This window comes from Flagellimonas beolgyonensis, from assembly GCF_003992615.1.
GTDB classification, from domain to species: Bacteria; Bacteroidota; Bacteroidia; order Flavobacteriales; family Flavobacteriaceae; genus Flagellimonas; species Flagellimonas beolgyonensis.
The window spans coordinates 338029-363240 of the sequence record NZ_RZMY01000016.1 but is presented as its reverse complement, the minus strand read 5'-3'; the positions used below and the strand labels follow the sequence as shown (position 1 = coordinate 363240).

Annotated in this window: 24 protein-coding genes and 1 tRNA gene; 22 read left to right on the top strand and 3 right to left on the bottom strand. The window is 42.9% G+C overall.

The window, feature by feature from the left end:
• The first annotated feature begins 36 nt into the window (after positions 1 to 36).
• The 5 genes from EO131_RS12645 (at position 37) to EO131_RS12625 (ending at position 3560) form a co-directional block, all read left to right on the top strand.
• Positions 37 to 1446, top strand: coding sequence for an MBL fold metallo-hydrolase (locus EO131_RS12645; RefSeq protein ID WP_127022665.1), 1410 nt, complete (start codon positions 37 to 39; stop codon positions 1444 to 1446).
• Between the two features lie 7 nt (positions 1447 to 1453).
• Complete coding sequence (locus tag EO131_RS12640) at positions 1454 to 1834, top strand: rhodanese-like domain-containing protein (protein ID WP_127022662.1); 381 nt, start codon at positions 1454 to 1456, stop codon at positions 1832 to 1834.
• Between the two features lie 95 nt (positions 1835 to 1929).
• Positions 1930 to 2274, top strand: coding sequence for a rhodanese-like domain-containing protein (locus EO131_RS12635; RefSeq protein ID WP_127022659.1), 345 nt, complete (start codon positions 1930 to 1932; stop codon positions 2272 to 2274).
• Between the two features lie 15 nt (positions 2275 to 2289).
• On the top strand, positions 2290 to 2559 hold the full coding sequence (locus EO131_RS12630; protein ID WP_127022656.1) for a heavy-metal-associated domain-containing protein: 270 nt from the start codon (positions 2290 to 2292) through the stop codon (positions 2557 to 2559).
• The gene (locus EO131_RS12625) at positions 2559 to 3560 is read left to right on the top strand and encodes a Tll0287-like domain-containing protein (protein WP_127022653.1); all 1002 of its coding nucleotides are present in this window, start codon (positions 2559 to 2561) and stop codon (positions 3558 to 3560) included. The genes EO131_RS12630 and EO131_RS12625 overlap by 1 nt, the downstream gene beginning before the upstream one ends.
• On the opposite strand, the gene EO131_RS12620 is transcribed toward EO131_RS12625, so the two are convergent.
• Positions 3554 to 4438: a sterol desaturase family protein gene (locus EO131_RS12620; RefSeq protein ID WP_127022650.1), complete on the bottom strand. Its 885-nt coding sequence runs from the start codon at positions 4436 to 4438 to the stop codon at positions 3554 to 3556. The genes EO131_RS12625 and EO131_RS12620 overlap by 7 nt on opposite strands.
• A 241-nt stretch (positions 4439 to 4679) precedes the next feature.
• Here EO131_RS12620 and EO131_RS12615 point away from each other — a divergent pair, with 241 nt between their 5' ends.
• From EO131_RS12615 to EO131_RS12555, 14 genes are all read left to right on the top strand, one after another.
• Positions 4680 to 4886, top strand: coding sequence for a YgaP family membrane protein (locus EO131_RS12615; protein ID WP_127022647.1), 207 nt, complete (start codon positions 4680 to 4682; stop codon positions 4884 to 4886).
• A 172-nt stretch (positions 4887 to 5058) separates the two neighbouring features.
• The gene (locus EO131_RS12610; RefSeq protein WP_127022644.1) at positions 5059 to 6321 is read left to right on the top strand and encodes an NAD(P)/FAD-dependent oxidoreductase; all 1263 of its coding nucleotides are present in this window, start codon (positions 5059 to 5061) and stop codon (positions 6319 to 6321) included.
• A 92-nt stretch (positions 6322 to 6413) separates the two neighbouring features.
• On the top strand, positions 6414 to 6545 hold the full coding sequence (locus EO131_RS17410) for a hypothetical protein (RefSeq protein ID WP_262707787.1): 132 nt from the start codon (positions 6414 to 6416) through the stop codon (positions 6543 to 6545).
• Positions 6546 to 6706: 161 nt separating this feature from the next.
• Positions 6707 to 7411 carry a DUF2202 domain-containing protein gene (locus EO131_RS12605; protein ID WP_127022641.1) on the top strand — a complete coding sequence of 235 codons (705 nt, stop codon included), beginning with the start codon at positions 6707 to 6709 and terminating at the stop codon, positions 7409 to 7411.
• A gap of 324 nt (positions 7412 to 7735) precedes the next feature.
• Positions 7736 to 9040: a TolC family protein gene (locus tag EO131_RS12600; RefSeq protein ID WP_127022638.1), complete on the top strand. Its 1305-nt coding sequence runs from the start codon at positions 7736 to 7738 to the stop codon at positions 9038 to 9040.
• Between the two features lie 7 nt (positions 9041 to 9047).
• On the top strand, positions 9048 to 10136 hold the full coding sequence (locus tag EO131_RS12595; RefSeq protein WP_127022635.1) for an efflux RND transporter periplasmic adaptor subunit: 1089 nt from the start codon (positions 9048 to 9050) through the stop codon (positions 10134 to 10136).
• 18 nt (positions 10137 to 10154) lie between these two features.
• Positions 10155 to 13349, top strand: coding sequence for an efflux RND transporter permease subunit (locus EO131_RS12590; protein ID WP_127022632.1), 3195 nt, complete (start codon positions 10155 to 10157; stop codon positions 13347 to 13349).
• A 1-nt stretch (position 13350) separates the two neighbouring features.
• Positions 13351 to 13656, top strand: coding sequence for a hypothetical protein (locus tag EO131_RS12585; RefSeq protein WP_127022630.1), 306 nt, complete (start codon positions 13351 to 13353; stop codon positions 13654 to 13656).
• A 9-nt stretch (positions 13657 to 13665) separates the two neighbouring features.
• Entirely contained in the window at positions 13666 to 13869 is a 204-nt protein-coding gene (locus EO131_RS12580; protein ID WP_127022627.1) for a YgaP family membrane protein, read from the top strand.
• Between the two features lie 71 nt (positions 13870 to 13940).
• Positions 13941 to 14498 carry a YeeE/YedE family protein gene (locus tag EO131_RS12575; RefSeq protein WP_127022624.1) on the top strand — a complete coding sequence of 186 codons (558 nt, stop codon included), beginning with the start codon at positions 13941 to 13943 and terminating at the stop codon, positions 14496 to 14498.
• The gene (locus tag EO131_RS12570) at positions 14495 to 14908 is read left to right on the top strand and encodes a YeeE/YedE family protein (protein WP_127022621.1); all 414 of its coding nucleotides are present in this window, start codon (positions 14495 to 14497) and stop codon (positions 14906 to 14908) included. Before EO131_RS12575 ends, EO131_RS12570 begins: the two co-directional genes overlap by 4 nt.
• Before the next feature lie 103 nt (positions 14909 to 15011).
• Positions 15012 to 15422 (top strand): response regulator, encoded by a 411-nt coding sequence (locus tag EO131_RS12565; RefSeq protein WP_127022618.1) that lies wholly within the window; start codon positions 15012 to 15014, stop codon positions 15420 to 15422.
• 101 nt (positions 15423 to 15523) lie between these two features.
• Positions 15524 to 15595: transfer RNA gene (locus tag EO131_RS12560), tRNA-Arg, on the top strand.
• A gap of 395 nt (positions 15596 to 15990) precedes the next feature.
• Complete coding sequence (locus EO131_RS12555; protein WP_127022615.1) at positions 15991 to 17517, top strand: fibronectin type III domain-containing protein; 1527 nt, start codon at positions 15991 to 15993, stop codon at positions 17515 to 17517.
• Positions 17518 to 17786: 269 nt separating this feature from the next.
• Here the strand turns inward: EO131_RS12555 and EO131_RS12550 are convergent, their stop codons facing one another.
• The gene (locus EO131_RS12550; protein WP_127022612.1) at positions 17787 to 19910 is read right to left on the bottom strand and encodes an elongation factor G; all 2124 of its coding nucleotides are present in this window, start codon (positions 19908 to 19910) and stop codon (positions 17787 to 17789) included.
• Between the two features lie 623 nt (positions 19911 to 20533).
• Between EO131_RS12550 and EO131_RS12545 the strand changes: the two genes are divergently transcribed.
• The 3 genes from EO131_RS12545 (at position 20534) to EO131_RS12535 (ending at position 23615) form a co-directional block, all read left to right on the top strand.
• Entirely contained in the window at positions 20534 to 22360 is a 1827-nt protein-coding gene (locus EO131_RS12545; protein ID WP_164731685.1) for a S41 family peptidase, read from the top strand.
• 114 nt (positions 22361 to 22474) lie between these two features.
• Positions 22475 to 22861 (top strand): nuclear transport factor 2 family protein, encoded by a 387-nt coding sequence (locus EO131_RS12540; protein WP_206512889.1) that lies wholly within the window; start codon positions 22475 to 22477, stop codon positions 22859 to 22861.
• Between the two features lie 349 nt (positions 22862 to 23210).
• The gene (locus tag EO131_RS12535) at positions 23211 to 23615 is read left to right on the top strand and encodes a response regulator (RefSeq protein WP_127022607.1); all 405 of its coding nucleotides are present in this window, start codon (positions 23211 to 23213) and stop codon (positions 23613 to 23615) included.
• Positions 23616 to 23692: 77 nt separating this feature from the next.
• On the opposite strand, the gene EO131_RS12530 is transcribed toward EO131_RS12535, so the two are convergent.
• Positions 23693 to 25171: a sensor histidine kinase gene (locus EO131_RS12530; protein ID WP_127022604.1), complete on the bottom strand. Its 1479-nt coding sequence runs from the start codon at positions 25169 to 25171 to the stop codon at positions 23693 to 23695.
• Positions 25172 to 25212: the final 41 nt, after the last annotated feature.

Here is a 25212-nt window from a genome sequence, read left to right as displayed (position 1 = left end):
AAACTACAATTCTATATTTGGGAAAAACCATAGCACATGATTATTGAACAGATTTACACCGGATGTTTGGCCCAAGGGGCATATTATATTGAAAGTGAGGGGGAAGCAGCCATTGTGGATCCATTGAGAGAGGTTAAGCCCTACATTAAAAGAGCAGAAGAAAGCGGAGCTAAGATCAAATATATTTTTGAAACGCATTTCCATGCCGATTTTGTGAGTGGACACGTTACCCTTTCCAAGGAAACAGGCGCGCCCATAGTGTACGGACCTACTGCTAACCCATCATTTGATGCCATAATTGCCAAGGATGGCCAAGAATTTAAATTGGGAAAAATTACCATTAAGGTATTGCACACTCCTGGACACACCATGGAAAGTACCACATACCTTTTAAAGGATGAAAACGGAAAAGACCACGCCATTTTTAGTGGGGACACCTTGTTCCTTGGTGATGTTGGTCGTCCAGATTTGGCCCAGAAAGCGGCCCACATGACCCAAGAGGAGTTGGCGGGCACGTTGTTTGAAAGCCTTCGTACCAAAATTATGCCTTTGGCAGATGATGTAATTGTTTACCCAGCTCACGGAGCAGGTTCCGCATGTGGAAAGAACATGATGAAGGAAACCGTGGACACATTGGGCAATCAAAAGAAAATGAACTATGCCCTAAGGGCCGATATGACCAAGGAGGAATTTGTACAAGAAGTGACCGAAGGTCTTCTTCCTCCACCTCAATATTTCCCCTTGAACGTAAAAATGAACAAGGAAGGTTACGAGGACATCGATACCGTTTTGGAAAGAGGAACCCAGGCTTTGAGTCCCGATGCCTTTGAAGTGGCAGCCAATGAAACAGGAGCCGTGATCCTGGATGTACGTCATCAAGACGATTTTGCCAAAGGCCACGTACCCCGATCTATTTTTATCGGTTTGGACGGAAGTTTCGCTCCATGGGTAGGTGCCTTGATCGCCGATGTAAAACAACCCATCTTGTTGGTAACACCCAAAGGAAGGGAAGAGGAAACCGTAACTCGACTTTCAAGGGTAGGTTTCGACAAGACTTTGGGATACTTGAAAGGTGGTGTTGAAGCTTGGAAAGAAGCCGGCAAGGAAGTGGATACGGTAGCCAATGTGGATGCCAAGGAGTTCAAGAAGATGGTGGATAAAGGCGTTCCCGTTTACGATGTTAGAAAAGAATCGGAGTATAAAGCGGAGCATGTTGTGGATGCTCACTTAACACCACTGGATTATCTGAACGATCATTTGGCCGAGTTTCCAGAAAAAGAAACCTTTTACATCCATTGCCGAAGTGGGTACAGAAGTATGGTGGCAGCTTCCATTTTAAAAAGTAGGGGCATTCACAACTTGGTAGACGTATCTGGTGGCTTTGAGGATATAAAGAAGGAAGGCGTACCGGTAACAAATTATGTTTGTCCGTCTACATTAAAGTAAGAATACGATGAAACGCGTAATCAAGCGTTTACTGTTACTCGTTGTCTTTATAAATGTTTTTGCTTGCCAATCCCAGAAGGAAAGTCCTATACAAAGGATCGATAAGGAAGCTATAAAGACCGAGGTAATAGGAAAGGATGTACAGTTGGTCGATGTTCGAACTCCCGGCGAATACAATGCAGGCCATATTGATGATGCGGTAAACTTTGATTTGAGTGACCGCACCACCTTTATGAAGCAGATCGAGACTTTGGACAAAGACCAACCTGTTTATCTTTACTGTTTGGTGGGTTCCCGAAGCGGCTATGCGGCAAAAATACTAAGGAGCAAGGGCTTTACTCAAATCTTCGACTATTCCGGTGGCTATAACGATTGGATAAAAAATTAGGATGAAATAAAAACATTTTATCCTTGTGTAACCAGCGTTACTGACCAACAATTTGAACCAAGGTATTTTAGGCCCATAATTAATTGAATAAGCCTATGTCGCTACTGAGCTTTTTGTTCAAAGGACACACAATGCCGGAAGAGGTTCAAGTATTGGACCGTGAAGATTACAAACAAGCAATTTCAAAAGGAAAGGTACAATTGGTCGATGTCAGGACCCGAGCCGAATTTATGTCGGGCCATATTAAAGGGGCCAGTAACATTGATTTTTTCCAAGGCTCGGCTTTTGAATCTGCCTTTTCAAGATTTAAAAGAGACAAACCCCTATTTATCTATTGCCAGTCTGGAAACAGAAGCCAGAGGGCTGCTAGAAAGCTGGTGGATATGGGTTTTAAGGAAGTATACGATTTGAAGGGAGGGTATCGAACCTGGACCTACTAAACAAGACATACAATCATGAGGACAACATATCAAGTACAAAATCTCAAATGTGGAGGCTGTGCAAGGACCATTTCCAATACGTTGTCTCAAATGAACGGTATTAAAGATGTGATTGTGGAGAAGGAAAGCGCATCGGTTAGCTTTGAGCATCAAAGCGCCGATGACGCTTCCTTAATTAAAGAGGCCCTGAAAAAAATGGGCTACCCCACAGTGGACGAGGCCAACGGCATTTCCCTAAAGGCCAAGTCGTTTGTGAGTTGTGCCAACGGAAAACTCGGCCGCTGATGAAACCCCTTTTTCTTTCCCTCACGGCCATTCTTTTGATGTTTTCCTGCAAGCAGGGACCAAAAACAACCGAAACCGCGCAGGAACCCATCGCGCAACTGACAACTTCATCCCAAGAAGGAAAAAAGTTGTTGGAAACCAAATGTTATGTGTGCCACAACCCATCCTTGGGTGAAAATCAACAACGCATAGCCCCACCCATGGTTGCTGTAAAAGCCCATTATTTGGATGTGTATCCGAGCAAGGAAGCTTTTGTGAACGGTATCATCGATTTTGTAAAATCACCTTCCCAAGATAAATCCATGATGCGTGGCGCCGTGCGCAGGTTTGGGATTATGCCCACCCAACAGTTTCCGGAAGATGAGGTTCGCAAGATTGCCGAGTACATTTATGATTATCGTATAGATGAGCCAGAATGGTTCCAAGATCACTGGATGGATCGTAGAGGTGATTCCCTGTACAACAAAGGCAACAAATTGGAGGAGACTCCCAAAAACAATGACCCGAAGGAAATGGGGATGCAATTCGCCACTGAGACCCAAAAAGTGTTGGGCAAAAACCTGATGGGCACCATACAGCGCCAAGGCGTGGAACAGGCCGTTGTTTTTTGCAACGAAAGGGCCTATCCACTTACCGATAGCATGGCCACCCATTTTAATGCAAAGATCAAAAGGGTGTCGGACAAGCCTCGTAACCCAAATAACAAGGCCAACAAAATGGAACTGGTACATATCGAATCCTTTAAAAAGGACTTGGTTTCAGGCTCTGGGATTGACCCTATTTGGTTTGAGGAAAATGGAAAAGTTCAATTTTACTATCCTATTGTAACCAATGATATGTGTTTGAACTGTCATGGCAAACCCGAAGAAAACATTGTTTCCAATGTGCTCGAAAATATCCAAAGGTTATATCCCGCCGATCAAGCTATTGGCTATTCAACAAATGAGGTTAGGGGTATTTGGAGCATAACATTTGATGTGCCCGCCGATTCCAATCAGTAAGTCCCTTTTTTGGGCTTTTTAAAGCCATACACCAATTGTCCCCAAAATCCTTTGGGCAACTCTTCATCCCCCGGGAAACCCAATGCAATCTTTCCGCTATCTTCAGGAATGTAGTTGGTTTTGAAAATGTAATCCCAAATACTCAAGCTAATGCCAAAATTAACACCGTACGATCCTTCAGGAATGGTGTAGGCATGGTGGTACAGGTGCATCACGGGGTTGTTCAGTAAGTATTTTAATGGGCCATAGGTCAATTTGATGTTCGAATGGTTGAAATGGCCAATGGCAATGGCGGCAAAATGGACAATATAGGCTTGTTCCGGTTCAAAACCACCCAATATCATCACCCCAAAGGTTTTCAAAGGTTTGTACAGGATGTTTTCCATCCAATGATACCGAAGGTGTGCGGCAAAACCCATTTCCTTTACACTGTGGTGCACTTTGTGGAACTGCCATAACACTGGGTATTTATGGAGCAGCACGTGGGTAAACCATTGTACAAAGTCGAGCACGATAAAAAAGGCGGTCAATTGCAGCCATTGGGGCCAATGGGCGATATCTACAAGGGCAAGGGATTTTGAGGTAATGCCCAAATCTGAAAACAATACGGCCAACACCTTGTACACCCCACTGATCACAATGGCGAAAATGAAGAAATTGAAGAACATGTAAAAACCATCCAACCAAAAATCCTTCCGGATAATGGACTGCTCCTTGCGCCATGGAAACAGGATTTCCAATCCCCAAACCAACAAGGAGATTACGGTCAACCCCCAAAAATAATTGGTATACCAGGGGACTTCGAACAATATGGATTTCCAGGTCCAATTGACCGTCCCCATAAATCCGTTCACAAAAGCATCAATATAGTCCATCATAGTCGGCAAAAGTTCAGTCGTATGAATCCAAGATTCCTTATCAAATCAATGTAATCACCTTCAATAAGGCTCAAATTTAAAAATACCATAAAAATAAAACAGGCTCTGTAACCAAGGTTACCATTTTGGCGTAACGGGTTCACTAATTTTGAGGTAATGCGCTGAAAACCAAAAAATGAAGTGTTGAAGAAGGAGAGATGCATTTTTTGGTAACTTGTATAGGAATCATAAACTATACATTATGAAAAAAAACATGGGCGGTGCAGACCGCACAATACGAGTAATCCTAGCCATAGTAGTCGGTGCATTGTACTATTTTAATGTGATTTCAGGAACCTTGGCATATGTGCTGTTGGCCTTGGCAGCCATATTTGTCTTGACGAGTTTTGTTAGTTTTTGCCCATTGTACACCCTTTTTGGGATCAATACGTGCAAGGTCAAAAATTAGGTTTTTTGGTTGGTTGATAAAAAGAAGCCGTTCTGCTTGGAGCGGCTTTTTTTGTGCCTCGATTTTGATGGTTGTTAGGTATTAATCTGCACATTTTGAGGATAATGTAACATGGGTTACACTTTTTTATGACAAACCTCAATATTTTACAGGAAAAATTAACAGAACAACAATGAAATCACATTATCAGGTATTGATCATTGGGGGCGGAACAGCAGGAATCATGACGGCGGCCCAACTTTTGAGAAACAACAAGAAGCTGGATATTGCTATTATCGAGCCTTCGGAAGTACACTATTACCAACCCGCTTGGACGTTGGTCGGGGCAGGGTCCTACGATTTTACTAAAACTGCCAAGCCCACGGCGGATGTTATGCCAAGTGGCGTGGATTGGATCAAGGATAAGGCAACTGGCTTCGATCCAGAAAAAAACGCTGTTTCCACAGCCAACAGTGGAGCGATTACTTACGATTATTTGGTCGTGGCCCCTGGTTTGGTCATGGAACCCAGTTTGATCAAAGGCTTACCGGAAGCTTTTGAGAAAGGCGTGGCCTGCAGCAATTATATCGATCCAGAATTTACGTGGGAGACCATACGAAACTTTAAAGGCGGGAACGCTTTGTTCACACAACCAACAACACCGATCAAATGTGGGGGTGCCCCGCAAAAAATTGCCTATTTGGCTGCGGATTATTTCGGGAAACATGGACTAAAGGACAAGACCAATGTCATTTTTGCCACTCCGGGTTCCGTGATTTTTGGTGTGAAGGAAATCCGTGAAACCCTAATGAAGGTCATCGATCGGTATGGCATTCATTTTAAACCGTTTTACGCTCCGAAGGAGATCGATGTAGAAAACAAGATTGTACACTTTAGCCACACGGCCCCGGAAGAGAATAGGTGTATCATAAACGAGGACAATGAATTGGGTGAGGTAATGATCGGTGATGTCGATATTCAGGTACCGTTTGATATGTTGCACTTGGCCCCACCACAGGCTGCACCAAAATTTGTACGTGAGTCAAGCTTGGTCAACGAAGCCGGTTGGTTGGATGTGGACCACAATTCCATGCAGCACAACAAATACGCCAACATATTTGGTTTGGGAGATGTTGCTGCCCTGCCCACTGCAAAAACCGGAGCGGCCATTAGAAAGCAAGTGCCCATTGTAGTGGAAAATATTTTGAGTTTGATGGACCATAACTCGGTGGACAATCGGTCCTACAATGGGTATTCATCATGTCCGTTGGTTACGGGTTATGGCAAAATGACCCTTGCGGAATTCGATTATTCCAATACCTTTTTGCCCGACCCCAAATTAAAGCAAATGATGGTGTTCAACAGTGCCAAGGAGCATTGGAGGCTTTGGATGCTGAAAAAATATGGATTGCCCCATTTGTATTGGAATAAAATGCTGAAGGGTAAAAAGGTATAGTTCAGATGATTACCAAAGGCGAATTATGAGAATTATCATGTTTTGAAGTTAGTTAAGCAATTAAATTTGATTCCAATTAAAACCAATACATCGTGAAAATACTCAATTTGATTCCTTTGGTAGTTTGGGAAAACGGTATCTGGATGATAGGTCTGTTTGCCCTGGTGGTCGTTATTCTGATTGTGGCCGTCTTGGCCATGATGAATAGCGGAAAGAAAGAATAGTTTCTCCATTCATATAAAGTTTTAACGTGTGCAGGTATTATGCCGCGTTAAAACTTTTCTTTTTTGCCAAAATCCTGTTAGGGCACTTCATTTCATTGAGGAACCGTAACAATTGTTACTGTGGCTTATTCCGGTAAATATCAATTTTACTGGAAAAAGCTATGAAAGTACGTTTGGAAAGATTGGGATTGATTTTGTTTTCGGTTTTATTGGTGTCATCCATGATTATGGGTTGCTCGGACTCCAATGATGATCCGATGGATTTTCAAATTGACAATGGCATTGATGACGCTGTTACCAATGTGGATGATGCTTCCAATCAATCTTCGGATGACACCACTGATAACACATCTACTATCAACGAAGAAGACAAAAATGCCTTATTGTTCATGTTGGAAGAGGAAAAATTGGCGAGGGATACTTATAAGTTTTTGAATGCGTATTGGGGATTGATACAGTTTGAAAACATTATGCAAAGCGAGCAATCCCACATGAATGCCGTAGAAACCTTGGTGAAAGCTTACAATATTGACTATGAAATCTTGGAAGAGGGTCAATTTGGCAACGAAGACCTGCAGGCCTGGTACGATAAATTCGTAACGGACGGCATTGTGGACGAAGTGGCCGCACTCACAGTTGGCGCCACCATCGAAGATTTGGATATTATCGATCTGGAAGAAAACATTCAGGCCACATCCAATTCGGATATTGCAGAGGTGTTTGCAAGTCTGCAATGTGGTTCGCGCAACCATTTGAGAAGTTTTGTACAAAGCTTGGAAAATAATGGTGCCACCTATGCGCCACAGTTTCTCACACAAGAAGCATTTGATATTATTTTGGACGGTGCACGCGAACAGTGCAATTGACCAGTATGCTATTGTAATATGGAAGCGGCCACGTAAAAATGGCCGTTTCTGTTCACGGGCACGTAGAGTAATGAAGGGGTCTGTAAATTAGGTTACATGGCCTTGGTTGGAACTGCACAAATAAAAGTCGGGTTGCCAACTGCCAACACAGCCCATAAATTTTCCTACACCCTGATATTCATCATTGTGCAGCGTCCCGCGGCATAGTTACTTTGCAAGGATCTCTTCAGTTTAGGGCACCTTTCCTCCCTATTTTTTTAGTAACACAGGTTACTGTGTGGAACTTGGAACGATTCTAATTTTGGCTCAAATTTTAACAAGTATATGAAGCGAATTATTATAGCAATCACACTTATTTGCATTCAAGGATCACTGCTGGCACAGGACCAGGTAAAGATTTCCTTGGAGGATGTCCTTGCACGCGTGCAAGAGTCCAATGCAAGTATCAAAGTATCGGAGCAGGAGGCGAAGATGGCGAAATACGACTATCAATTTTCAAGCTCCATCTTTTTGCCTCAAATATCGGTTTTGCATACCGGTATCGCTACGACCAATCCGTTAATGGCCTTTGGTTCCAAATTGAACCAAGCCATACTTACCCAAGCCGATTTTAATCCGGATTTGTTGAATGATCCCGATCAAGTGGAAAATTATGCCACCAAGATTTCGGTGGAGCAACCCTTGATCAATTTGGATGGATTCTATCAACGCAAAGCGGCCAAGACCACCATGGAAGCCATGGACCTTAAGGCCTTGCGAACCAGGGATTATTTGGATTTTGAAGCACAAAAGGCCTTTGGCCAGTTACAATTGGCCCATAGGGCGGTACAGGTGCTGGAAAAAGCGTTCGAGGCTGCCAATGCCAACTTGAACATGGCCCAAAACAGCTATGATCAAGGGTTATTGCAAAAAGCAGATCTATTGGAAGTGAAGGTGAGGGTCAACGAGGTGGAGAACCAGTTGAACACGGCCAAGAGCAACGTAAAAAATGCTTCTGACTATTTGGCTTTTTTAATGAACGAACAAAGCAATGTGGTGTACCAACCTTCCGAAGAACTACTGCCCGTAGACCTGGGAACAACTAATGATGCATCCTTGGAAAACAGGGCCGATGTGAAAGCCATGGACTTGGTGTCCGAAGCCTACAAGGCCAATATGAAAGCCGAGAACATGACCTTTTTGCCACGTCTCAATGCCTTTGCCAGTTACGAAATGTACGACGACCAAGTGTTTCGTGCAGACGCTAAAGGATACATTGTGGGCGCCAGTTTAAGTTGGGATGTCTTTAAGGGGGCACAACGATTTGCTAAAGCAGGAAAGAGCAAGACAAACTATGAAAAAGCAAAACAAGAATACGAACAGTACGTCGCCAAGAGTACTATGGAGCTTCAACGCGCCAGAAGGATGGTTGAAGATGCGCAGAGTAGGCTTCAAACCTCAAAATTGGCTATGGACCAATCCGAAGAATCATTGAGAATTCGTACCAATAGGTTTAAGGAAGGTCTGGAAAAAACAACCGATTTGTTGATGGCCGAGGCCATGTATGCCGAAAAACAATTGGCCTACTACCAAACCATCTTCGAATACAATCAAGCACAATCACTAGTATCATTTTTAACCAAAGAATAATTGCAACATGAAAAACACTACGATATATAAAAATGCTTTCATCGCTCTGACCTTGGGAATTACCTTGGCAAGTTGTGGAAGTGATAAAGCGCAAAAACAGGACATTGAACCAGCGGTTCCAGTGACCGTTGCGGAGGTGGAAACCGGGGACAGCAACACCATTTTGGCAGGAAGCGGTCAAATAAACGCAGTGAACCAAGCTACGTTGAGCACCCGTATGATGGGCTATGTAGAATCGTTGCCCGTAAAGATCGGCCAAAAAGTAAACAAAGGTGATCTGTTGATTTCCATCAACAATGTGGACCTACGTGCCAAAAAGGCCCAAGTGGAGGCTTCCATTGTTGAGGCAACCGTTGCTTTCAACAATGCCAAGAAGGATTATGAAAGATTCCAAAATCTTTTCAATGAGAACAGTGCTTCCCAAAAGGAATTGGACGATATGACCGCCCGTTACGAAATGGCCAAAGCACGTTTGGAAGCCGCAAATCAAATGAAGAACGAAGTAAACTCCCAATTTGCCTATGCCAATATTCGGGCGCCCTTCAGTGGCGTGGTTACCAATACCTATATCGACGAAGGTGATATGGCCAATCCGGGAGTGCCCTTGGTTTCCGTGGAATCTCCAGGTGGGTTTGAAGTAGTGGCCAAAGTGGCCGAGGACAACATCATCGGAATAGAAGTGGGTGCCAAAGCATTGATTCAGATAAATGCCTTGGGTACAACGGTTACCGGTAAGGTGACCGAGTTGAGTGCTTCGGCACAGAACACCGGTGGGCAGTATTTGATGAAAGTACAATTGGATGAAACCGATGCAAAGATTTTGTCAGGTATGTATGCAACCGTAAGGCTCGAGACGGAAACTTCCGAAAACACCAAAAAAGTGGTAACGGTTCCATCTGTAGCCTTGATCCAAAAAGGACAATTGACCGGTATCTATACTTTGGGTCAGGACAATGTGGCCCTATTACGTTGGTTACGTTTGGGAGAGACCTATGGAAATGAAGTGGAAGTGTTGTCCGGATTGTCTGCGGGCGAAACCTATATCGTATCCGCAGATGGCAAGCTGTTCAATGGCGCTAAAGTAACCATTCAATAAACCCTTAATCAAGGAAAAATGAAAGACGGACTTGCAGGAAAAATAGCGAAAGGGTTTATCAGCTCAAAGTTAACGGTGCTGCTCATGATCGTGTTCATGGTCATTGGGGTGTACAGTTCCTTTCTGATACCCAGGGAAGAGGAGCCTCAGATCGATGTGCCCATGGCGGACATATTTGTGGGATACCCGGGGGCCAGCCCAACAGAGGTGGAATCCAGGATTACAAAACCGCTCGAAAAGATCATATCCAACATCAAGGGGGTGGAATATGTGTACACCACTTCCATGCAGGAGCAGGGAATGGCGATTGTACAGTTTTATGTGGGCGAGGACATCGAACGTTCCTTGGTGCGCTTGTACGATGAGATCAACAAGCACATGGACCAAATGCCCGAAGGGGTAACCATGCCCTTGGTGAAGACGCGTGCCATTGACGATGTGCCCATGCTGGCACTGACCCTTTGGAGCGACGAATACAACGATTTCCAGTTACGTGAGATTTCTGGGGAATTGATCAATGAAATAGAAAAAGTGAACGGGGTCTCCATTACCAAAAAGATAGGTGGCCGTAACCGTCAATTGCGTGTTGTGGTGGACAAGGCCAAAATGGCCGAGTCCGGGGTAGATCTTTTGGCCATGGCTCAAATGATTAGAGCCAACAACCAACAAATGGATGCTGGTAATTTCTTGTCCAACGATACCGAGTTCCATATCAGTACCGGTCAATTTTTGGAGACCAAGGAAGATTTGGAAAACCTGATCGTAGGCACCAAACAAGGTCAGCCCATATACCTAAAACAAGTGGCCACGGTTTTGGACGGACCGGAGTTGCCCAAGAATTATGTGTCCCTTGGCTTTGGCGGGGCCAGTGAAAAAGCCCAAACATACCAATCGGAGTACCCAGCGGTAACCCTCTCCATTGCGAAACGTAAAGGAGCCGACGCCATGAAGATCGCCGATGTGGTCTTGGAAAAAGTGGAACATTTAAAAACCAACCTGATTCCAGACGACGTGCATGTGGAGATTACCCGAAACTACGGGCAGACTGCATCCCAAAAAGTTTCCGAATTGTTGATGCACTTGATCGGTGCTATTATCGCGGTAACGTTTGTGGTGATGTTGGCCATGGGTTGGAGAGGAGGCCTTGTGGTATTCCTTTCTGTGCCGATTACCTTCGCTTTGACGTTGCTAAGTTATTACATGTTGGACTATACCCTGAACCGAATCACCTTGTTTGCCTTGGTATTCGTAACAGGTATTGTGGTGGACGACTCCATTATCATTGCGGAGAACATGCACCGTCACTTTAAAATGAAACGATTGCCGTTCAAGGATGCGGCACTCTATGCCATCAATGAGGTAGGTAACCCGACTATTTTGGCCACGTTCACGGTAATTGCTTCTGTATTGCCAATGGCTTTTGTATCAGGTTTAATGGGTCCATATATGTCACCCATGCCCATTGGTGCGTCCATCGCTATGTTGTTGTCCCTGTTTGTGGCATTGACCATTACCCCTTATTTGGGATACATCTTCCTAAGGGAAAAGGACAAGAAAAAAGGCGAGGAAAAGCCCCCTGTCGAAATTCAGGACACGTTCATTTACAAAGCATACGAGCGTTTTGAAAAACCGTTGATCGAGAGCCGTAAAAAAAGATGGGTATTCATCGGCATTACAGTAGTGCTACTGTTGGCTTCCGTGGGCATGTTCTTCACCAAATCGGTGGCGGTAAAAATGTTGCCTTTTGATAACAAGAACGAATTCCAAGTTGTGATCGATATGCCCGAAGGCACCACCTTGGAACGTACCGCAGCCGTAGCCAAAGAAATTGGAGCTTATCTGTCCACGAGATCGGAGGTGGTGAACTACCAAAGCTATGTGGGGACGTCTGCACCGATTACCTTCAACGGATTGGTAAGACACTACGACCTGCGTGGGGGTAGCAATATGGCAGACATTCAAGTAAACCTGATCGACAAACACGATCGTAACGAACAGAGCCACGACATTGCCAAATTGTTGCGCCCAAAAATCCAAGAATTGGGCAAAAAGTACAATGCCAATATCAAAATTGTTGAGGTTCCCCCAGGACCTCCGGTATTGTCTACCATCGTGGCTGAAGTATATGGGCCTGATTACAACGAACAGATGGCTGTTGCCGATAAGGTAAAGGGTATTTTGAACAACACGCCCGATGTGGTGGATGTGGATTGGATGGTAGAGGACGATCAAGTGGAATATGATTTTGTGGTGGATAAGGAAAAGGCCATGCTTTATGGGGTTACTCCACAACAAGTTGTTCAGGTAATGGCGATGGCATTCCGGGAAAATCCGGTGACCCATGTGTACAATGAGGATGCTTTTGATCAAGTTGGGATTGTACTTTCCATCAGTGAAAAGGATAAATCCACTTTGGAAGCGATCAAACAAGTTAAGGTGGCTTCCCAACAAGGGAACATGATCGCAATTGGCGATTTGGTGACCATCAAAGAAGGAACCAAAGCGAAGAGCATTTATAGAAAAAACCAAAAACGGGTGGTGTATGTGATGTCCGATATGGCGGGTGAATTGGAAAGTCCGGTGTATGCCATTTTGGGGATGACCGATAAATTGAACCAATTGGAATTGCCCAAAGGGTATACCATGAACGAACTCTATATGGAGCAGCCCCAATTTGAGGACGATTATACCGTGAAGTGGGATGGCGAATGGCAGATAACCTTGGAAGTGTTCCGGGATCTGGGCATTGCGTTCCTAGGTGTGATCGTGATCATTTATATGTTGATTGTTGGGTGGTTCCAAAACTTTAAGGCCCCCATGGTGATGATGGTGGCCATACCCTTGTCGCTGATCGGGATTGTATTGGGCCACTGGATGTTAGGCGCATTCTTTACCGCAACCTCCTTTATTGGGATGATCGCCCTGGCGGGAATCATGGTTCGAAACTCGGTGTTGTTGATCGACTTCATCAACCTAAGGTTGAATGAGGGCATTCCATTAAAACAGGCGGTGATCGAGGCGGGAGCCGTGCGTACCACACCCATTTTGTTGACTGCCGGTACAGTTGTGATCGGTGCTTTCGTGATCTTGTTCGACCCTATTTTCCAGGGATTGGCAATATCATTGATGGGAGGAACCATCGTATCTACCATTTTGACCCTTTTGGTGGTGCCTTTGGTGTATTATATGATTGAACGTAAAAATTACAACTAACATGAAAATGATCATTGTGACCACTGTGGAGGAATATAAAAAAGAGGTCCTCAAAATATTTAAAAAGGCTGGAATAGAAAGTTTCAGTGGCTCGGACATCGACGGTTACAAAAGTGCCTCGCCCTTATTGTATACCAGCAGTTGGTTTCCAAGTGAGCGCGGGGGTGCTGCCTCAAACCTGTTTTTTTCCTTCTGTCCGGAGGATAAAGTGACCGAAGTGTTCCGATTATTGGAAGAATTTAATAGGGAAAGTGAGACAACCAACCCAATTAGGGCTGTGGAACTTCCCGTTCAAAGAACCGTTTAAAATTAAAATATGAGAAATAGAATTGTTAGGGGAGTGGCAGGCACATTTATTTTGATCAGTTTGTTGCTGGCCATATATCTGAATATCAATTGGTTGTGGTTCACTGCTTTTGTGGGAGCCAACCTTTTGCAGTCTTCGATCACCAAATGGTGTTTGCTCGAGGACATCCTAAAGAAATTTGGAGTTTCCGACTCCGACAAAAAATGTAGTTAATGTGATTTTTTGGTTTTATAACTGAGGGATTTTCATTATTTTGAAGAGTACTAATAATTAATCTAAAACAAATGATTTATCAACCTTGGCCCTGGTATGTCGCAGGGCCGCTTATTGCTTTTTTAATGGCAATACTGATCCTAATGGGAAAAAAGTTCGGCATGTCCTCAAATCTTGAAACCTTTTGTTCTATTGGTGGTGCGGGCAAATTTGTCGATTATTTTAAAACGGATGTCAAGTCCAAGCGATGGAACCTTTTTGTGGTTCTTGGCTCAGTAATTGGCGGTTTTATTGCTGCTCATTATCTGACACCCAACGATGCTGTGGACATTGCCCCAAAAACGGTGGAAAAATTACAGGGACTCGGGTTCGAGAGTGCGGGTACTGCCTATCTGCCGACTGAATTGTTCAGTATGGAGGCACTTACAGAACCCAAGGTCTGGATCATATTGTTGGTGGCCGGAATCCTTGTCGGATTCGGTACCCGGTATGCATCGGGCTGTACTTCGGGGCATGCGATCTCCGGACTGAGTAATTTACAGAAACCATCACTTATTGCCGTTATCGGATTCTTTATCGGCGGATTGGTCATGGTTCATTTGTTGTACCCTTTAATTTTTGGAGCATGAAGAATATGTATTTTATGATTGTAGGAACTATTTTGGGGATTACCCTGTACAAATCGGAAGCTGCTTCTTGGTTTCGGATCTATGAAATGTTCCAGTTCGATTCGTTCCATATGTATGGTATTATCGGCTCCGCTTTGGTTGTCGGTATCATACTGGTACAAGTGATCAAAAGATCCAAGGTTAAATCCTTTTTTGGAGAGCCGATCAAGATTGAGGACAAGGAAAAATCTTTTACAAGGTATATTGCCGGGGGTACCCTTTTCGGATTGGGTTGGGCCTTGGCGGGAGCCTGTCCCGGACCTATGTACATTTTGGCAGGAGCTGGGTACTGGCCCATTTTTGTGGTGATCTTTGGTGCCTTGCTCGGAGCGTTCCTGTATGGCGTTTTGAGCCCAAAATTGCCGCATTAAGGTTGATTTGACGGGATAATTGGGCAAAACAACGAATTTGAATGGCAGGTAAGGGACATGCATATAGCTTTGCTTGTCCCAAACCTTGCTAAATTGCCCGTAAATGAAACTTACCACATGCATAATAGACGATGATCTGGTGTCGCAGTTTGCCACCCGATATTGCATACAACAATCTCCCGGTGATTTTGAAATCATTACCTGTTCCAGTGGTGAAGAAGGGTTAAAGACCTGTATCACCATGGCAGAAGAAGAAGATAAGCTTCCGGACATTATCTTTTTGGATTTGGTCATGGATGGGATGAGTGGCTGGGATTTTCTCAATAATCTGCAGCAATTGTTCAAGGACCATCCGTTGCCCAGTGTGTATGTGCTGTCGGCATTTGCCAATTCCAGTGATAGGACCATTGCCAAGGAGCACCATTTAATAGCGGGTTATGTGGACAAACCATTGTCCCGTTCCTATTTGGAAAAAATTCTTGTAGAAGAGGAAAAGAAACGGATAAACACCTGATCGGTCAGTTTTTATTGTGGGTTTGGGAAATGTCCAAAATTGGGCCTCGGATACGTATTAGTTTTTCAAAAAAACATATTTTTGCAGTCCATTTTAAGAATGGCCCCGTAGTTCAATGGATAGAATAGAAGTTTCCTAAACTTTAGATGCAAGTTCGATTCTTGCCGGGGCTACTTTTAAACTTCCGATTGATTTGATTAGCAAATCATTAAAACTTCCTTTCACTTGTTTTAATATTCGGTTTGCAGTGCACCACTGCATTGTGTTGATAATGATATCAATGTTCCAATGATAGGACGGATGTTTTACTACCATTTTTATTGAACTTTCTGTGTAAAACGAGTCTTTTGATTCTACACAGTATTTTTTTCCGCACACTTAGCTGGTATACCATTTAGACCATTTATTACCCCTATAATAAAGTTCAATTTCTAAATACCGATTGACCACTATTCCCTCCTTTCACCGAAAACCCAATTTTTGGTCAATAGAAATTTCCTACATTTAAAGAATCTAACTGACTTGACATAATATATACCCAGCTTAACTGATTATCCAATTACTTTCCATGCGTATTTATAATACTAAACCGACCGTTTATTCTATTGTTTTCCTTGCACTATTGTTTTACTCATGTTCCGGTAGCGAAGATACCGACACCCCAACGCCAAATCCACCTATTTCGGAAGTAAAATGTGAAGGCAGTATTTCTTTGACGCTGAAAGATATAGGGAATGACAACTTAAATCTTAGTTGGACCACCAATGGTGATTATTTGGAATATGATATTGAATATGGCCCGAGCGGATTTACGATTGGACAGGGGACCAGAATTAGGGTGAACACTTCATCAGTTAAAATTCAAAACTTGGTTACCAATACAAGTTATGATATTTATGCACGGGGAGTCTGCTCGAATAATTTTGGAAGCTGGACCACTGCACAATCATTTACCACACAATGTAATGTCGGATTTTATGAGGGTGATATTTTTCTTTATACTCAAGATGATGTTGATTCATTTGGAGCAATGTGTTATTCGGGAGTGAATGGTGACCTTCATATTCGAGGATATGCAGACAATTCAGAAGAACCCAAAATAATCGATTTGAGTCCACTTGCCAATCTTCAAGAAGTTACGGGCTTCCTCTTTATATTGGGAAATGATACTTTAGAGAACGTGGATGGTTTGGAAGGTTTGCGAAGAGTTGGACACCTCTATATCGGTTCTAATGAAAAGCTTACTTCAATCGAGTCCTTAAGTGGAATTGAAGAAATCTATGGGGAATTAACAACCTATACTGCTGATGATACGGAAGGTCTTGCTATTAATTTCTGCCCATCTTTAACAAGTTTGGAAGGGCTACAAAATATTTCTTCAGTAGTTAGGTTGACCATAATGAACAATGATTCTTTGGAGGATTTGAATGGTCTGCGGGGGCTGAACAATATTTCATATAATGCAGATTTGTCCAGAAACATTGCGTTGACATCATTAATGGGATTAAATCAGCTTGAATCCGTTGGAAATGCATTCGATCTACGCGAATTAAATTCTCTTCCTTCTTTGGAGGGTCTGGAGAACCTGAAAAATGTAGGTCGTTTATCCATTGTGTTGAATCAATCTCTCCTATCCTTGTCTGCCATATCAAATCTTGAAAGTGTTAATGAACTCTTTATCAAGAGCAATAACAATTTGGAAAGTTTGGCTGGTGTTGATTTGAATGTTGTCCAAAATAAGTTTTCATTGGAGGGCGGCCTGTTTAATGATTTAACAGGTATAGCTGCGACATCCACTTCGGCAACTGTAATCATTGAAAAATCTCCCAATTTAATTTCGTTAAGAGGTCTCGAGTCTTTAGAGGCGGCCAAGGAAATTATTGTAAGCCTTAATGTTGAATTGACGTCGTTATCCGGTCTTAATGGTTTGAGAAATGTGGATTCAAGGATTTATATCAACAATAATCTGAAGCTTAATAATTTCTGCGCCCTTGATGAATTGATCAATATTGGTGGATTCTCCGGTGTATGGGCGGTTGATAGAAACTTACTCAATCCCACTCTTGAGGATATGCAAAATGGGATTTGCAATTAAAATTTATAAGGTCAAATAAACGATTGATCAATTTTGGATTTATAGGAAGAAAATAGAAAAAAGCGAAAGAAAGCAGATTTGACAACCAAAGATTGGTTGGATTTTTTCTTTTTTCCGTCTTCGTCAATTTTCGGAAGCAAATATTTTCCAACGGATGATACTCAAGACCAAGAAGTTAAAAAAAATAGGGCATCGGCCACTAGGTTTTCTTCCCAACCGGGAAGGGTCGACCGTAATGTCCGATACCCTTTTTGGGGACTAATTCCAAATCACGCATCCACAGGTTGATCTTTTTCTTTTACAATTTTTTCCTGAATGTTTTCTGGAACGGGCTCAAATGCCGAAAAGCTTGCATGGAATGTGGCTTTCCCTTGGGTAAGCGACCTTAGCTCGGTAGAATACCCGTAAAGTTCCGCTTCAGGGACGGTACACCGGAGCATCTGATACTGATCGGCACTTTCAATTCCCAAAATAACGGCCCGTCGCGATTGCAGATCGGTCATGACCTGGCCAACGGCATCTTCCGGAACTTTTACATTAAGGTTACGGATGGGTTCCAGAAGTTTGGGTCTTGCATTCAAAAAGGCAGCCTTGAAAGCATGGGCACCTGCAATCTTAAAAGCAATGTCATTGGAATCGACCGGGTGCATCTTGCCATCGTAGACCATGACACGAACGTCACGGATATAGGAATCGGTCAAGGGACCGGATTCCATCACTTCCAAAATTCCCTTTTTTATCGAAGGCAAAAACCGCAGATCGATAACGCCGCCAACGATACAGTTATAAAAGACCAATTTACCACCCCAGGGCAGTTCTACCTCTTCTTTGCCGCGTATGGTAAAGCCCTCGGGCTCGGCCATATCCTGGTGCCAGGGTTCGATCTTCATATGTACCTGTGCAAACTGACCGGCCCCGCCCGATTGTTTCTTATGGCGATAGTTGGCCGTGGCAGGTCGGGTTATGGTTTCGCGATACGCAATACGGGGCCGTGAAAAATTGGCCTTGACCCCATACCCGTTTTCCAAGGACCATTTGATAACCGATAGTTGTAACTCGCCTTGACAGGCCAAGATTTGCTGTTTCAATTCATTGGAATAGGAAACGACAACGGTGGGATCTTCACTGTGCAATTTTTTAAGGGCTTCCATCATTTTTTCCTCATCACGCTTCTCAACAGCGGCCACCGCCCTCCGAACACGGGCCTCGGGATATTGAATGGGCTTGATGGTTACCGGATGCCCTTCGGGGTGCAATGTATCGTTGGTCTCGGTATATTTGAGTTTGAGTGAGGCGCCGATATCACCTGTGCTCAATTTTGAAACGGGCCGGCGCTCCTTGCCGTCCATGATAAACAATTGATTCAGTGTCTCCGTTTCACCGTTCCGGGCATTGACTAGCTTGTCGTTTGCCTTGAGTTCTCCGGATTTTACTTTAAAAAACGTAATCTGACCCACATTTGGCAAAAATTCTGTCTTAAATACAAAAAGTACTGTAGGTTCAGTAGGCAATGGCTTAACGGCTTTACCTTCTACGCTCTGTTCTGGTTTCAGGTCGGCCGCTGCCGGGGCCACATTATCGATAAAGCCCATAAGTCGGCCGCTGCCCATATCCTGAAGGGCCGAAACGCAGAAAACGGGAAAGAGCTCATGATTGAGCATGCCTAGTTTAATTCCTTTTCGCAATTCTTCTTCGCTCAACGTTCCCTTCTCCACAAAGAGTTCCAAAAGTTCCATGTCGTTTTCGGCGGCCTTTTCGACCAATTCGTTGTGCAATTGATCTGCCAGTTCCTTTTGGTTATCGGGGATGGGCAATTTTTCGGGTTTCCCGCCATCAGGACCAAATTTGTACAGCTTCATTTTCAGTACGTCTACGATACACTGTGCCCCATCGATGACCAAGGGATATTGAATTTTTACGGCGTTGGATCCCACAAGGGAACGGATTCCTTTAAAACTATCGTCGAAATTTGCATTGGGATGATCGATTTGATTGATGACAAAGAGAGTAGGTTTGTTGTAGCGATCAATATAGTTCCACATGATCTCTGTGCCGATCTCCACTCCATATCGTGCATTGATTACGGTTACGATGGAATCGGCCACACGAATGGAAGAAAGGATCTCTCCGATAAAATCGTCGAGTCCGGGCGTGTCTATAATGTTGATCTTGTAGTTGCGCCACTCGGTATGCAATGGGGTGGCAAGGACCGAAGTTCCCCGTTCGTGTTCTATATCATGGTGATCTGATACAGTATTCTTGTTCTCTACCGTTCCGCGGCGGTTGATTAGGCCCGCCTCAAACAACATGGTTTCGGCGAGTGTGGTTTTACCGCTGCCATGGGCACCTACAAATACCACATTTTTGATATGCTTGTCATCGTAAACTTTCATGATCGTTATTTGTTTTTTCAGTTCGAATCATTAAAAATAAAGGTGCGGATTCAAAAAAAACATGACTTTTACCCACGTTGGTCAATAAAAATGGAATGTGGTCCAATGCCTTGGTTGGATCCTGAAAACGATAGTATCCCAAAACAAAGCCAACGGCCTCAGTGAAACGGGACAACCAATAGGAGCGAAGATAGGGCATGGGATGGACCAGACTTTGATTTCGGTGGTCTATGCCATGAGTTTTTTGGTTAGGTAGGAAGAAAACCACGAAATTAGTCAAGGTGACCATAGTTTTAGATAACCATAGTAAAGTCAGACCTTTGGATTGGAACCAAATAGTAATGATGATTTGAAGATGCCGTACGTAAAATAGGTTGTAGTGGTTCATCATCTGCTATTGAATATTTTTTTAAAGTTCAATAAACGATTGGTTAATCATTGTGAACGAAAATTCTTAAATTGGAACATCCCCCAATTGTTCAATCTCAAACTTCTTATGGCACACCAAAATGATGGGCAAAAAACACCTTAATTTTTTTCTTTCCGCAATACCAATTTTCGCCATTCTTACGTCATGTTCCCCAAAGGCGAAAATTGATCCTCCAAAGGATATTTTTGAAGAAATGAGCCCCGGATACGATCTAATGTCCTTTTTGGTGGAAATGGGTGAAAAAGACATGGTCAATGTTTCTGATAGTCTTGAAAAAAAGCTTAAGGGCATTGGTTTTAAATCTGAGGAAAACCTCCCCTTTGTCATTGGAAACGATACCTTATCCAAACCCGAAGGATCTTTTATGTGGGTCAATCCCAAAAATGGCACTTCCATCTTCATTCATGAATTCCAAAGCAAAAACGATGCAAATTCCCAATGGCCGGAATTTAGACATCACATTGATCGTTATACTGGAAGAAATCTTGGAAAGATGGGCACCTTCTATTTAAAATTGGAACCTGAAATTCCCTCTAGTCTTAATGCAACTTTCCTTGCCGGCAATAAAATATTTCAACTTCGCAAACCATTGGATTTTATCTCATCCGGCACCTTCGAATTTAGTGAAGATCAACTAAAGGAAGTCAACTCCGCCGATAACGATTTGGTCGAGGCAATGGACGCCTTGGTGGATGTTTTTGTTTCGGAAAAGAACAAGATTTACAGACCGTTGAACGGCGAGTCCCTGACCGAGGACGAACGATTGTTCGGATTCATCAATTTTTGGACAGAGGTAAAATATAATTTCGCCTTTTTTGATCAAGTGCCCAACCTCGACTGGCAACAAGTTTTGTTGGACTACCTGCCCAAGGTTCGAAATGCCCCCTCGAATTTGGAATATTACCGTATTCTTCAAGAAGTATGTGCCTTGCTGAGCGATGGACATACCAATATTTATCTTCCAAGTTCGCTTAAAAAGGAATTTGGATCGCCTGCTGTTACCATCACTCCAGTTAATGGTGCTCTTTATTTCACCAATACCGACAAACAACTGAAAGCAACAATTCCATTGGGGTCACAACTGATAGGGGTGAACGGACTTCCCGTTGAAGAGTATATTGAAAAGCATATCAGACCCTACATTAGTTCCTCCACCGAACATATAAGACGTAACATGGAAGCCCATGAAGTGCTACAGGGCATCCGAACAGATTCCGTTCAGATAGAAATACGGACTCCAGAAAATCAATTGAAACAACTTACCCTGGGACGTGATCCTTCCAATATTGAATGGATCATTCCAAGCGAGCCGTGGCAGCTGTCATCTTTCAGGAAAATTGGTGATGTCGCCTATGTGTCGCTCAATTCCTTCGACAACAGCCAAATTGTGGAAGAATTTGAAAGTTATTTGGATAGCATTGAATCCTCCAAGGCATTGATTATTGACCTTAGAAAAAATGGGGGTGGTAATTCGTGGAACGGATACCATATTTTAAAATACCTCACCGATCGTCCCATAATCACTTCCAAATGGAAAACAAGGGACCACAGACCCGCCTATAAGGCCTGGGGTGCCTTTGTTGATGAAGATTCAGATAATTTGGATTCATGGGACAGTGAAGCATTGGCTGCCTACAAAGACGATTATTGGTTTGAAAGTGGACCCGACACCATTGCCCCAAGCAATAACCCAGTGATCAAATTGCCAACAATTGTACTTATCGGCAACAACACAGCATCGGCAGCGGAAGATTTTCTGGTTGCAGCCGATCCCATTGATCATTTCACTACCATGGGTGATTTTACGTATGGTAGCACAGGTCAACCCATGTTCATTCGTTTGCCAGGAGGAGGGAAAGCCCGAATTTGTACCAAAAGGGACACTTATCCGGATGGGCGCGAATTTGTGGGTTACGGGGTTCACCCCGACATTATGGCTCCAAAAACACTCGATGATATATTGGCAGGTGAAGATTCACTGCTGAGTATGGCAATTAAAAAGCTTACAGAAAGTAATTAAATGTCTTTTAAAACTTCAAATAAACGATTCAAAAGCATTTTTACAATCGGTTGCTTGTTTAAAACCAATAAATCCCAAACAAAAAGAATTGATAAGCAAAACGAAATCAAAACCGTGAAATCACTGCCAATGGGAATAAAAAATAAACCCCTTACTAAAAAATCGAATAAAGAAATATGTCTTTCCTATTTAAAAAAGTATGAAGAAAAGGATCTGGACAGTATCGAAAAAATGTTTTCAAATGATATTGTTCTCCGGGACTGGAAGATTCGTGTTGAGGACAAGGAGAATGCGATAAATGAAACTAGGAAGAATTTCAATTCCGCAGATTCCATAGCGATAGAAGTACTTTCTATTTATGAAAATCAGGATACGGTAGCTGCCGAACTGAAAATAACTGTTGATGCTACAGAGGAACATTATGTGGTCGATGTAATCACGATTAATACGGAAGGTAAAATAAAATCAATAAGAGCGTATTTAGGTAGAGGGGATGACTAATTGCCATTGTCGGGCAATGGTTATAACTTACCCGCTGATTAATGTTACCTCAGTTCAAATATGCGATAAATATTTATTTCAACACCCACCCATTAAATGCGTTTGCCCCATGGGCATAATTACTTTTGGAGATGTTGCCATTCAACTATGACAGGGTCATTAAGTTTGTAATTGCCTGTGATAGCATACCTTTTCCAAACCGATCTGATAGCCAGGATTTTCATAGCCTTAACATGCAACATGGATCAAAATCCTCTACTCACCTACAACTTTTGGGGTTTTTACAACAATAGTTCCGAAAAACGCTACGAAGGGGGTAACTTTTCTTTAACAATGTAAACTATTGAGCATGTACAAGGAAATTTATTTGGTTGACGATGAGGAGCTCATCAATACCATAAATGCATTACAGTTTAGAAAATTGGGGCTTGAAGACAAAATCAAAAGCTTCACAAATCCAGAATTGGCTCTCGATAATCTTCGATTTCGGGAAGATCCTTCGGAAAAGGTAATCGTTTTTTTGGACATCAATATGCCCGAGATGAGCGGATTCGAGTTTTTGGAGTTCATGAGCCTTGAAAAGCTTCCATCGAACATCGAAGTCGTTATCGTTACTTCGTCCATTGCGGAAGAAGACCAAAAAATGGCTAAGAAATTTAAGAAATACGTGAGTGGCTATGTCAACAAGCCATTGAAAACGGAAGACATCCAAAAATTCTTGCTCCAGCCAGAAAACAGGGTTGTGGGCTTTTAGGATTTAATGATTTGCAGCAATCCCATTATTCATTTGAATGAAAATAGCCAATAAGAAATTATACGGGGGAGCAGGGTTTATTCCGGTTTAAAACGTAGAATAAAGTTTGTTCCCTCATTCAATTGACTTTCACAGCGCATTTCGCCTCCGTGCATTTCCACAAAATCTTTAGCGATCAATAACCCAAAACCAGTGCCTTTTTCTCCAGAGGTACCTTTTGTTGATTTTGGTTTATCACCCCGAGCAATCCGATTAAACCAGTTGGGGTCCATACCAACTCCAAAATCCTTTACGCCCAATTCAATATGTCCGTCGTCTTGCTGTTGAGACCAGAATACTATTTTTTGTCCCTTATTGCTGAATTTGAGTGCATTGGAGGTCAAATTCCGTAAAATAACCTTTAAAATGTTTTCATCGGCTACGATTTCAGGATGGGAAACATCCAGGGTAATGGCGATCTCCTTTTCTTGTGCCATTCGTTCAAACTCATTTTTAAGGGTGGTAAAAACAGCTTCTAGATCACATCTCTTTTTGTTGAGTTTCATCCCTTCGAGTTGACTGTAGGACCATTGAAGCAGTCCGTTCACCATTTCGATCTTATCTGAAACTTCCATTTTCAATTTTTCCATGATCGGTTTCACTTCAGGATCGACCATATGCTCGTCGACCATGGACATGATCACACTGAGATTGTTGAGAGGGGCCCTTACATCGTGGGACATTAGGGAGAACAATTTATTCTTCAGTTGATTCACCCTTTCCAGCTCTTCGTTTTGCGTTTCAAGTGCCTTGTTGGCAATCTGGAGCTTTTTGGTCTGCTTGTCCACTTCGGATTTTAGCCTTTGATTGGCTTCCAACTGAATTTTCATGTTCTCCTCCTCAATGGATTTGAACTTAAAAGCCAGCAAAAGCGAAAAAAGAATCAGTTGCAGGGTCACCAACGCGGATGAGGTCAGCACTAAGGGAGTTGCATTGAAATTGTAATGCTGTTTCAAAAACCAAGTGCTGATATACAATAGGGCTGCAACCAATATTGGGGCGTAGGCATACAGATAATACCTATTGAACTTTTGTACATTGAACAGCCAAAATCCGGAAAAGATGTTCAGAAAAATGGAAGCCATCGCGGTGATGGCTGCAAGTTGTACAATGGAATCGTTCAACCAGACTATTCTAGTGAGCAAGTTATTGAAAATGTGCAAAACCGGGAGGCAGACCACTAGGATTACAAAAGAACAATAGACTTTCGATAATTTGGGAAAATTGTGCTTTGTAATGTTCAAATAGTTCTTGGTGAACATCAACAATCCAAACGTGGTCAGCATTGCTGTGGTCAGTGATGCTTTTTCAGCAATCATTGCGGTGTGGTCGCTAAAAGAATTGTTGGCGAAAAACGATAGGCTCCAATGCAAGGCGAGCCCCAAGATCAGAATAAAATAGTGCAGCAATATCCTGTGCCTCAAAACCAAATAAGAGAGCAGGTGGTAAACTGCAAAAACCCCAAAAATGGCGGAAAATATGAGGGTTGTTAAATGCTTGAATTCCAGAATTTCCATAATTAGTTGAACGATTGGAGAAGGTATTTATTATCATTTTT

What these genes read in the sequence shown, in the direction of transcription:
- EO131_RS12620 (WP_127022650.1), bottom strand. Translation starts at nt 4,438, where the DNA reads ATGATGGACTATATTGATGCTTTTGTGAACGGATTTATGGGGACGGTC.
- EO131_RS12535 (WP_127022607.1), top strand. Translation starts at nt 23,211, where the DNA reads ATGTACAAGGAAATTTATTTGGTTGACGATGAGGAGCTCATCAATACC.
- EO131_RS12580 (WP_127022627.1), top strand. Translation starts at nt 13,666, where the DNA reads ATGAGAAATAGAATTGTTAGGGGAGTGGCAGGCACATTTATTTTGATC.
- EO131_RS12570 (WP_127022621.1), top strand. Translation starts at nt 14,495, where the DNA reads ATGAAGAATATGTATTTTATGATTGTAGGAACTATTTTGGGGATTACC.
- EO131_RS12585 (WP_127022630.1), top strand. Translation starts at nt 13,351, where the DNA reads ATGAAAATGATCATTGTGACCACTGTGGAGGAATATAAAAAAGAGGTC.
- EO131_RS12530 (WP_127022604.1), bottom strand. Translation starts at nt 25,171, where the DNA reads ATGGAAATTCTGGAATTCAAGCATTTAACAACCCTCATATTTTCCGCC.
- EO131_RS12550 (WP_127022612.1), bottom strand. Translation starts at nt 19,910, where the DNA reads ATGAAAGTTTACGATGACAAGCATATCAAAAATGTGGTATTTGTAGGT.
- EO131_RS12605 (WP_127022641.1), top strand. Translation starts at nt 6,707, where the DNA reads ATGAAAGTACGTTTGGAAAGATTGGGATTGATTTTGTTTTCGGTTTTA.
- EO131_RS12640 (WP_127022662.1), top strand. Translation starts at nt 1,454, where the DNA reads ATGAAACGCGTAATCAAGCGTTTACTGTTACTCGTTGTCTTTATAAAT.
- EO131_RS12565 (WP_127022618.1), top strand. Translation starts at nt 15,012, where the DNA reads ATGAAACTTACCACATGCATAATAGACGATGATCTGGTGTCGCAGTTT.
- EO131_RS12600 (WP_127022638.1), top strand. Translation starts at nt 7,736, where the DNA reads ATGAAGCGAATTATTATAGCAATCACACTTATTTGCATTCAAGGATCA.
- EO131_RS12555 (WP_127022615.1), top strand. Translation starts at nt 15,991, where the DNA reads ATGCGTATTTATAATACTAAACCGACCGTTTATTCTATTGTTTTCCTT.
- EO131_RS12615 (WP_127022647.1), top strand. Translation starts at nt 4,680, where the DNA reads ATGAAAAAAAACATGGGCGGTGCAGACCGCACAATACGAGTAATCCTA.
- EO131_RS12590 (WP_127022632.1), top strand. Translation starts at nt 10,155, where the DNA reads ATGAAAGACGGACTTGCAGGAAAAATAGCGAAAGGGTTTATCAGCTCA.
- EO131_RS12645 (WP_127022665.1), top strand. Translation starts at nt 37, where the DNA reads ATGATTATTGAACAGATTTACACCGGATGTTTGGCCCAAGGGGCATAT.
- EO131_RS12595 (WP_127022635.1), top strand. Translation starts at nt 9,048, where the DNA reads ATGAAAAACACTACGATATATAAAAATGCTTTCATCGCTCTGACCTTG.
- EO131_RS12625 (WP_127022653.1), top strand. Translation starts at nt 2,559, where the DNA reads ATGAAACCCCTTTTTCTTTCCCTCACGGCCATTCTTTTGATGTTTTCC.
- EO131_RS12635 (WP_127022659.1), top strand. Translation starts at nt 1,930, where the DNA reads ATGTCGCTACTGAGCTTTTTGTTCAAAGGACACACAATGCCGGAAGAG.
- EO131_RS12610 (WP_127022644.1), top strand. Translation starts at nt 5,059, where the DNA reads ATGAAATCACATTATCAGGTATTGATCATTGGGGGCGGAACAGCAGGA.
- EO131_RS12575 (WP_127022624.1), top strand. Translation starts at nt 13,941, where the DNA reads ATGATTTATCAACCTTGGCCCTGGTATGTCGCAGGGCCGCTTATTGCT.
- EO131_RS12630 (WP_127022656.1), top strand. Translation starts at nt 2,290, where the DNA reads ATGAGGACAACATATCAAGTACAAAATCTCAAATGTGGAGGCTGTGCA.
- EO131_RS12545 (WP_164731685.1), top strand. Translation starts at nt 20,534, where the DNA reads ATGAGCCCCGGATACGATCTAATGTCCTTTTTGGTGGAAATGGGTGAA.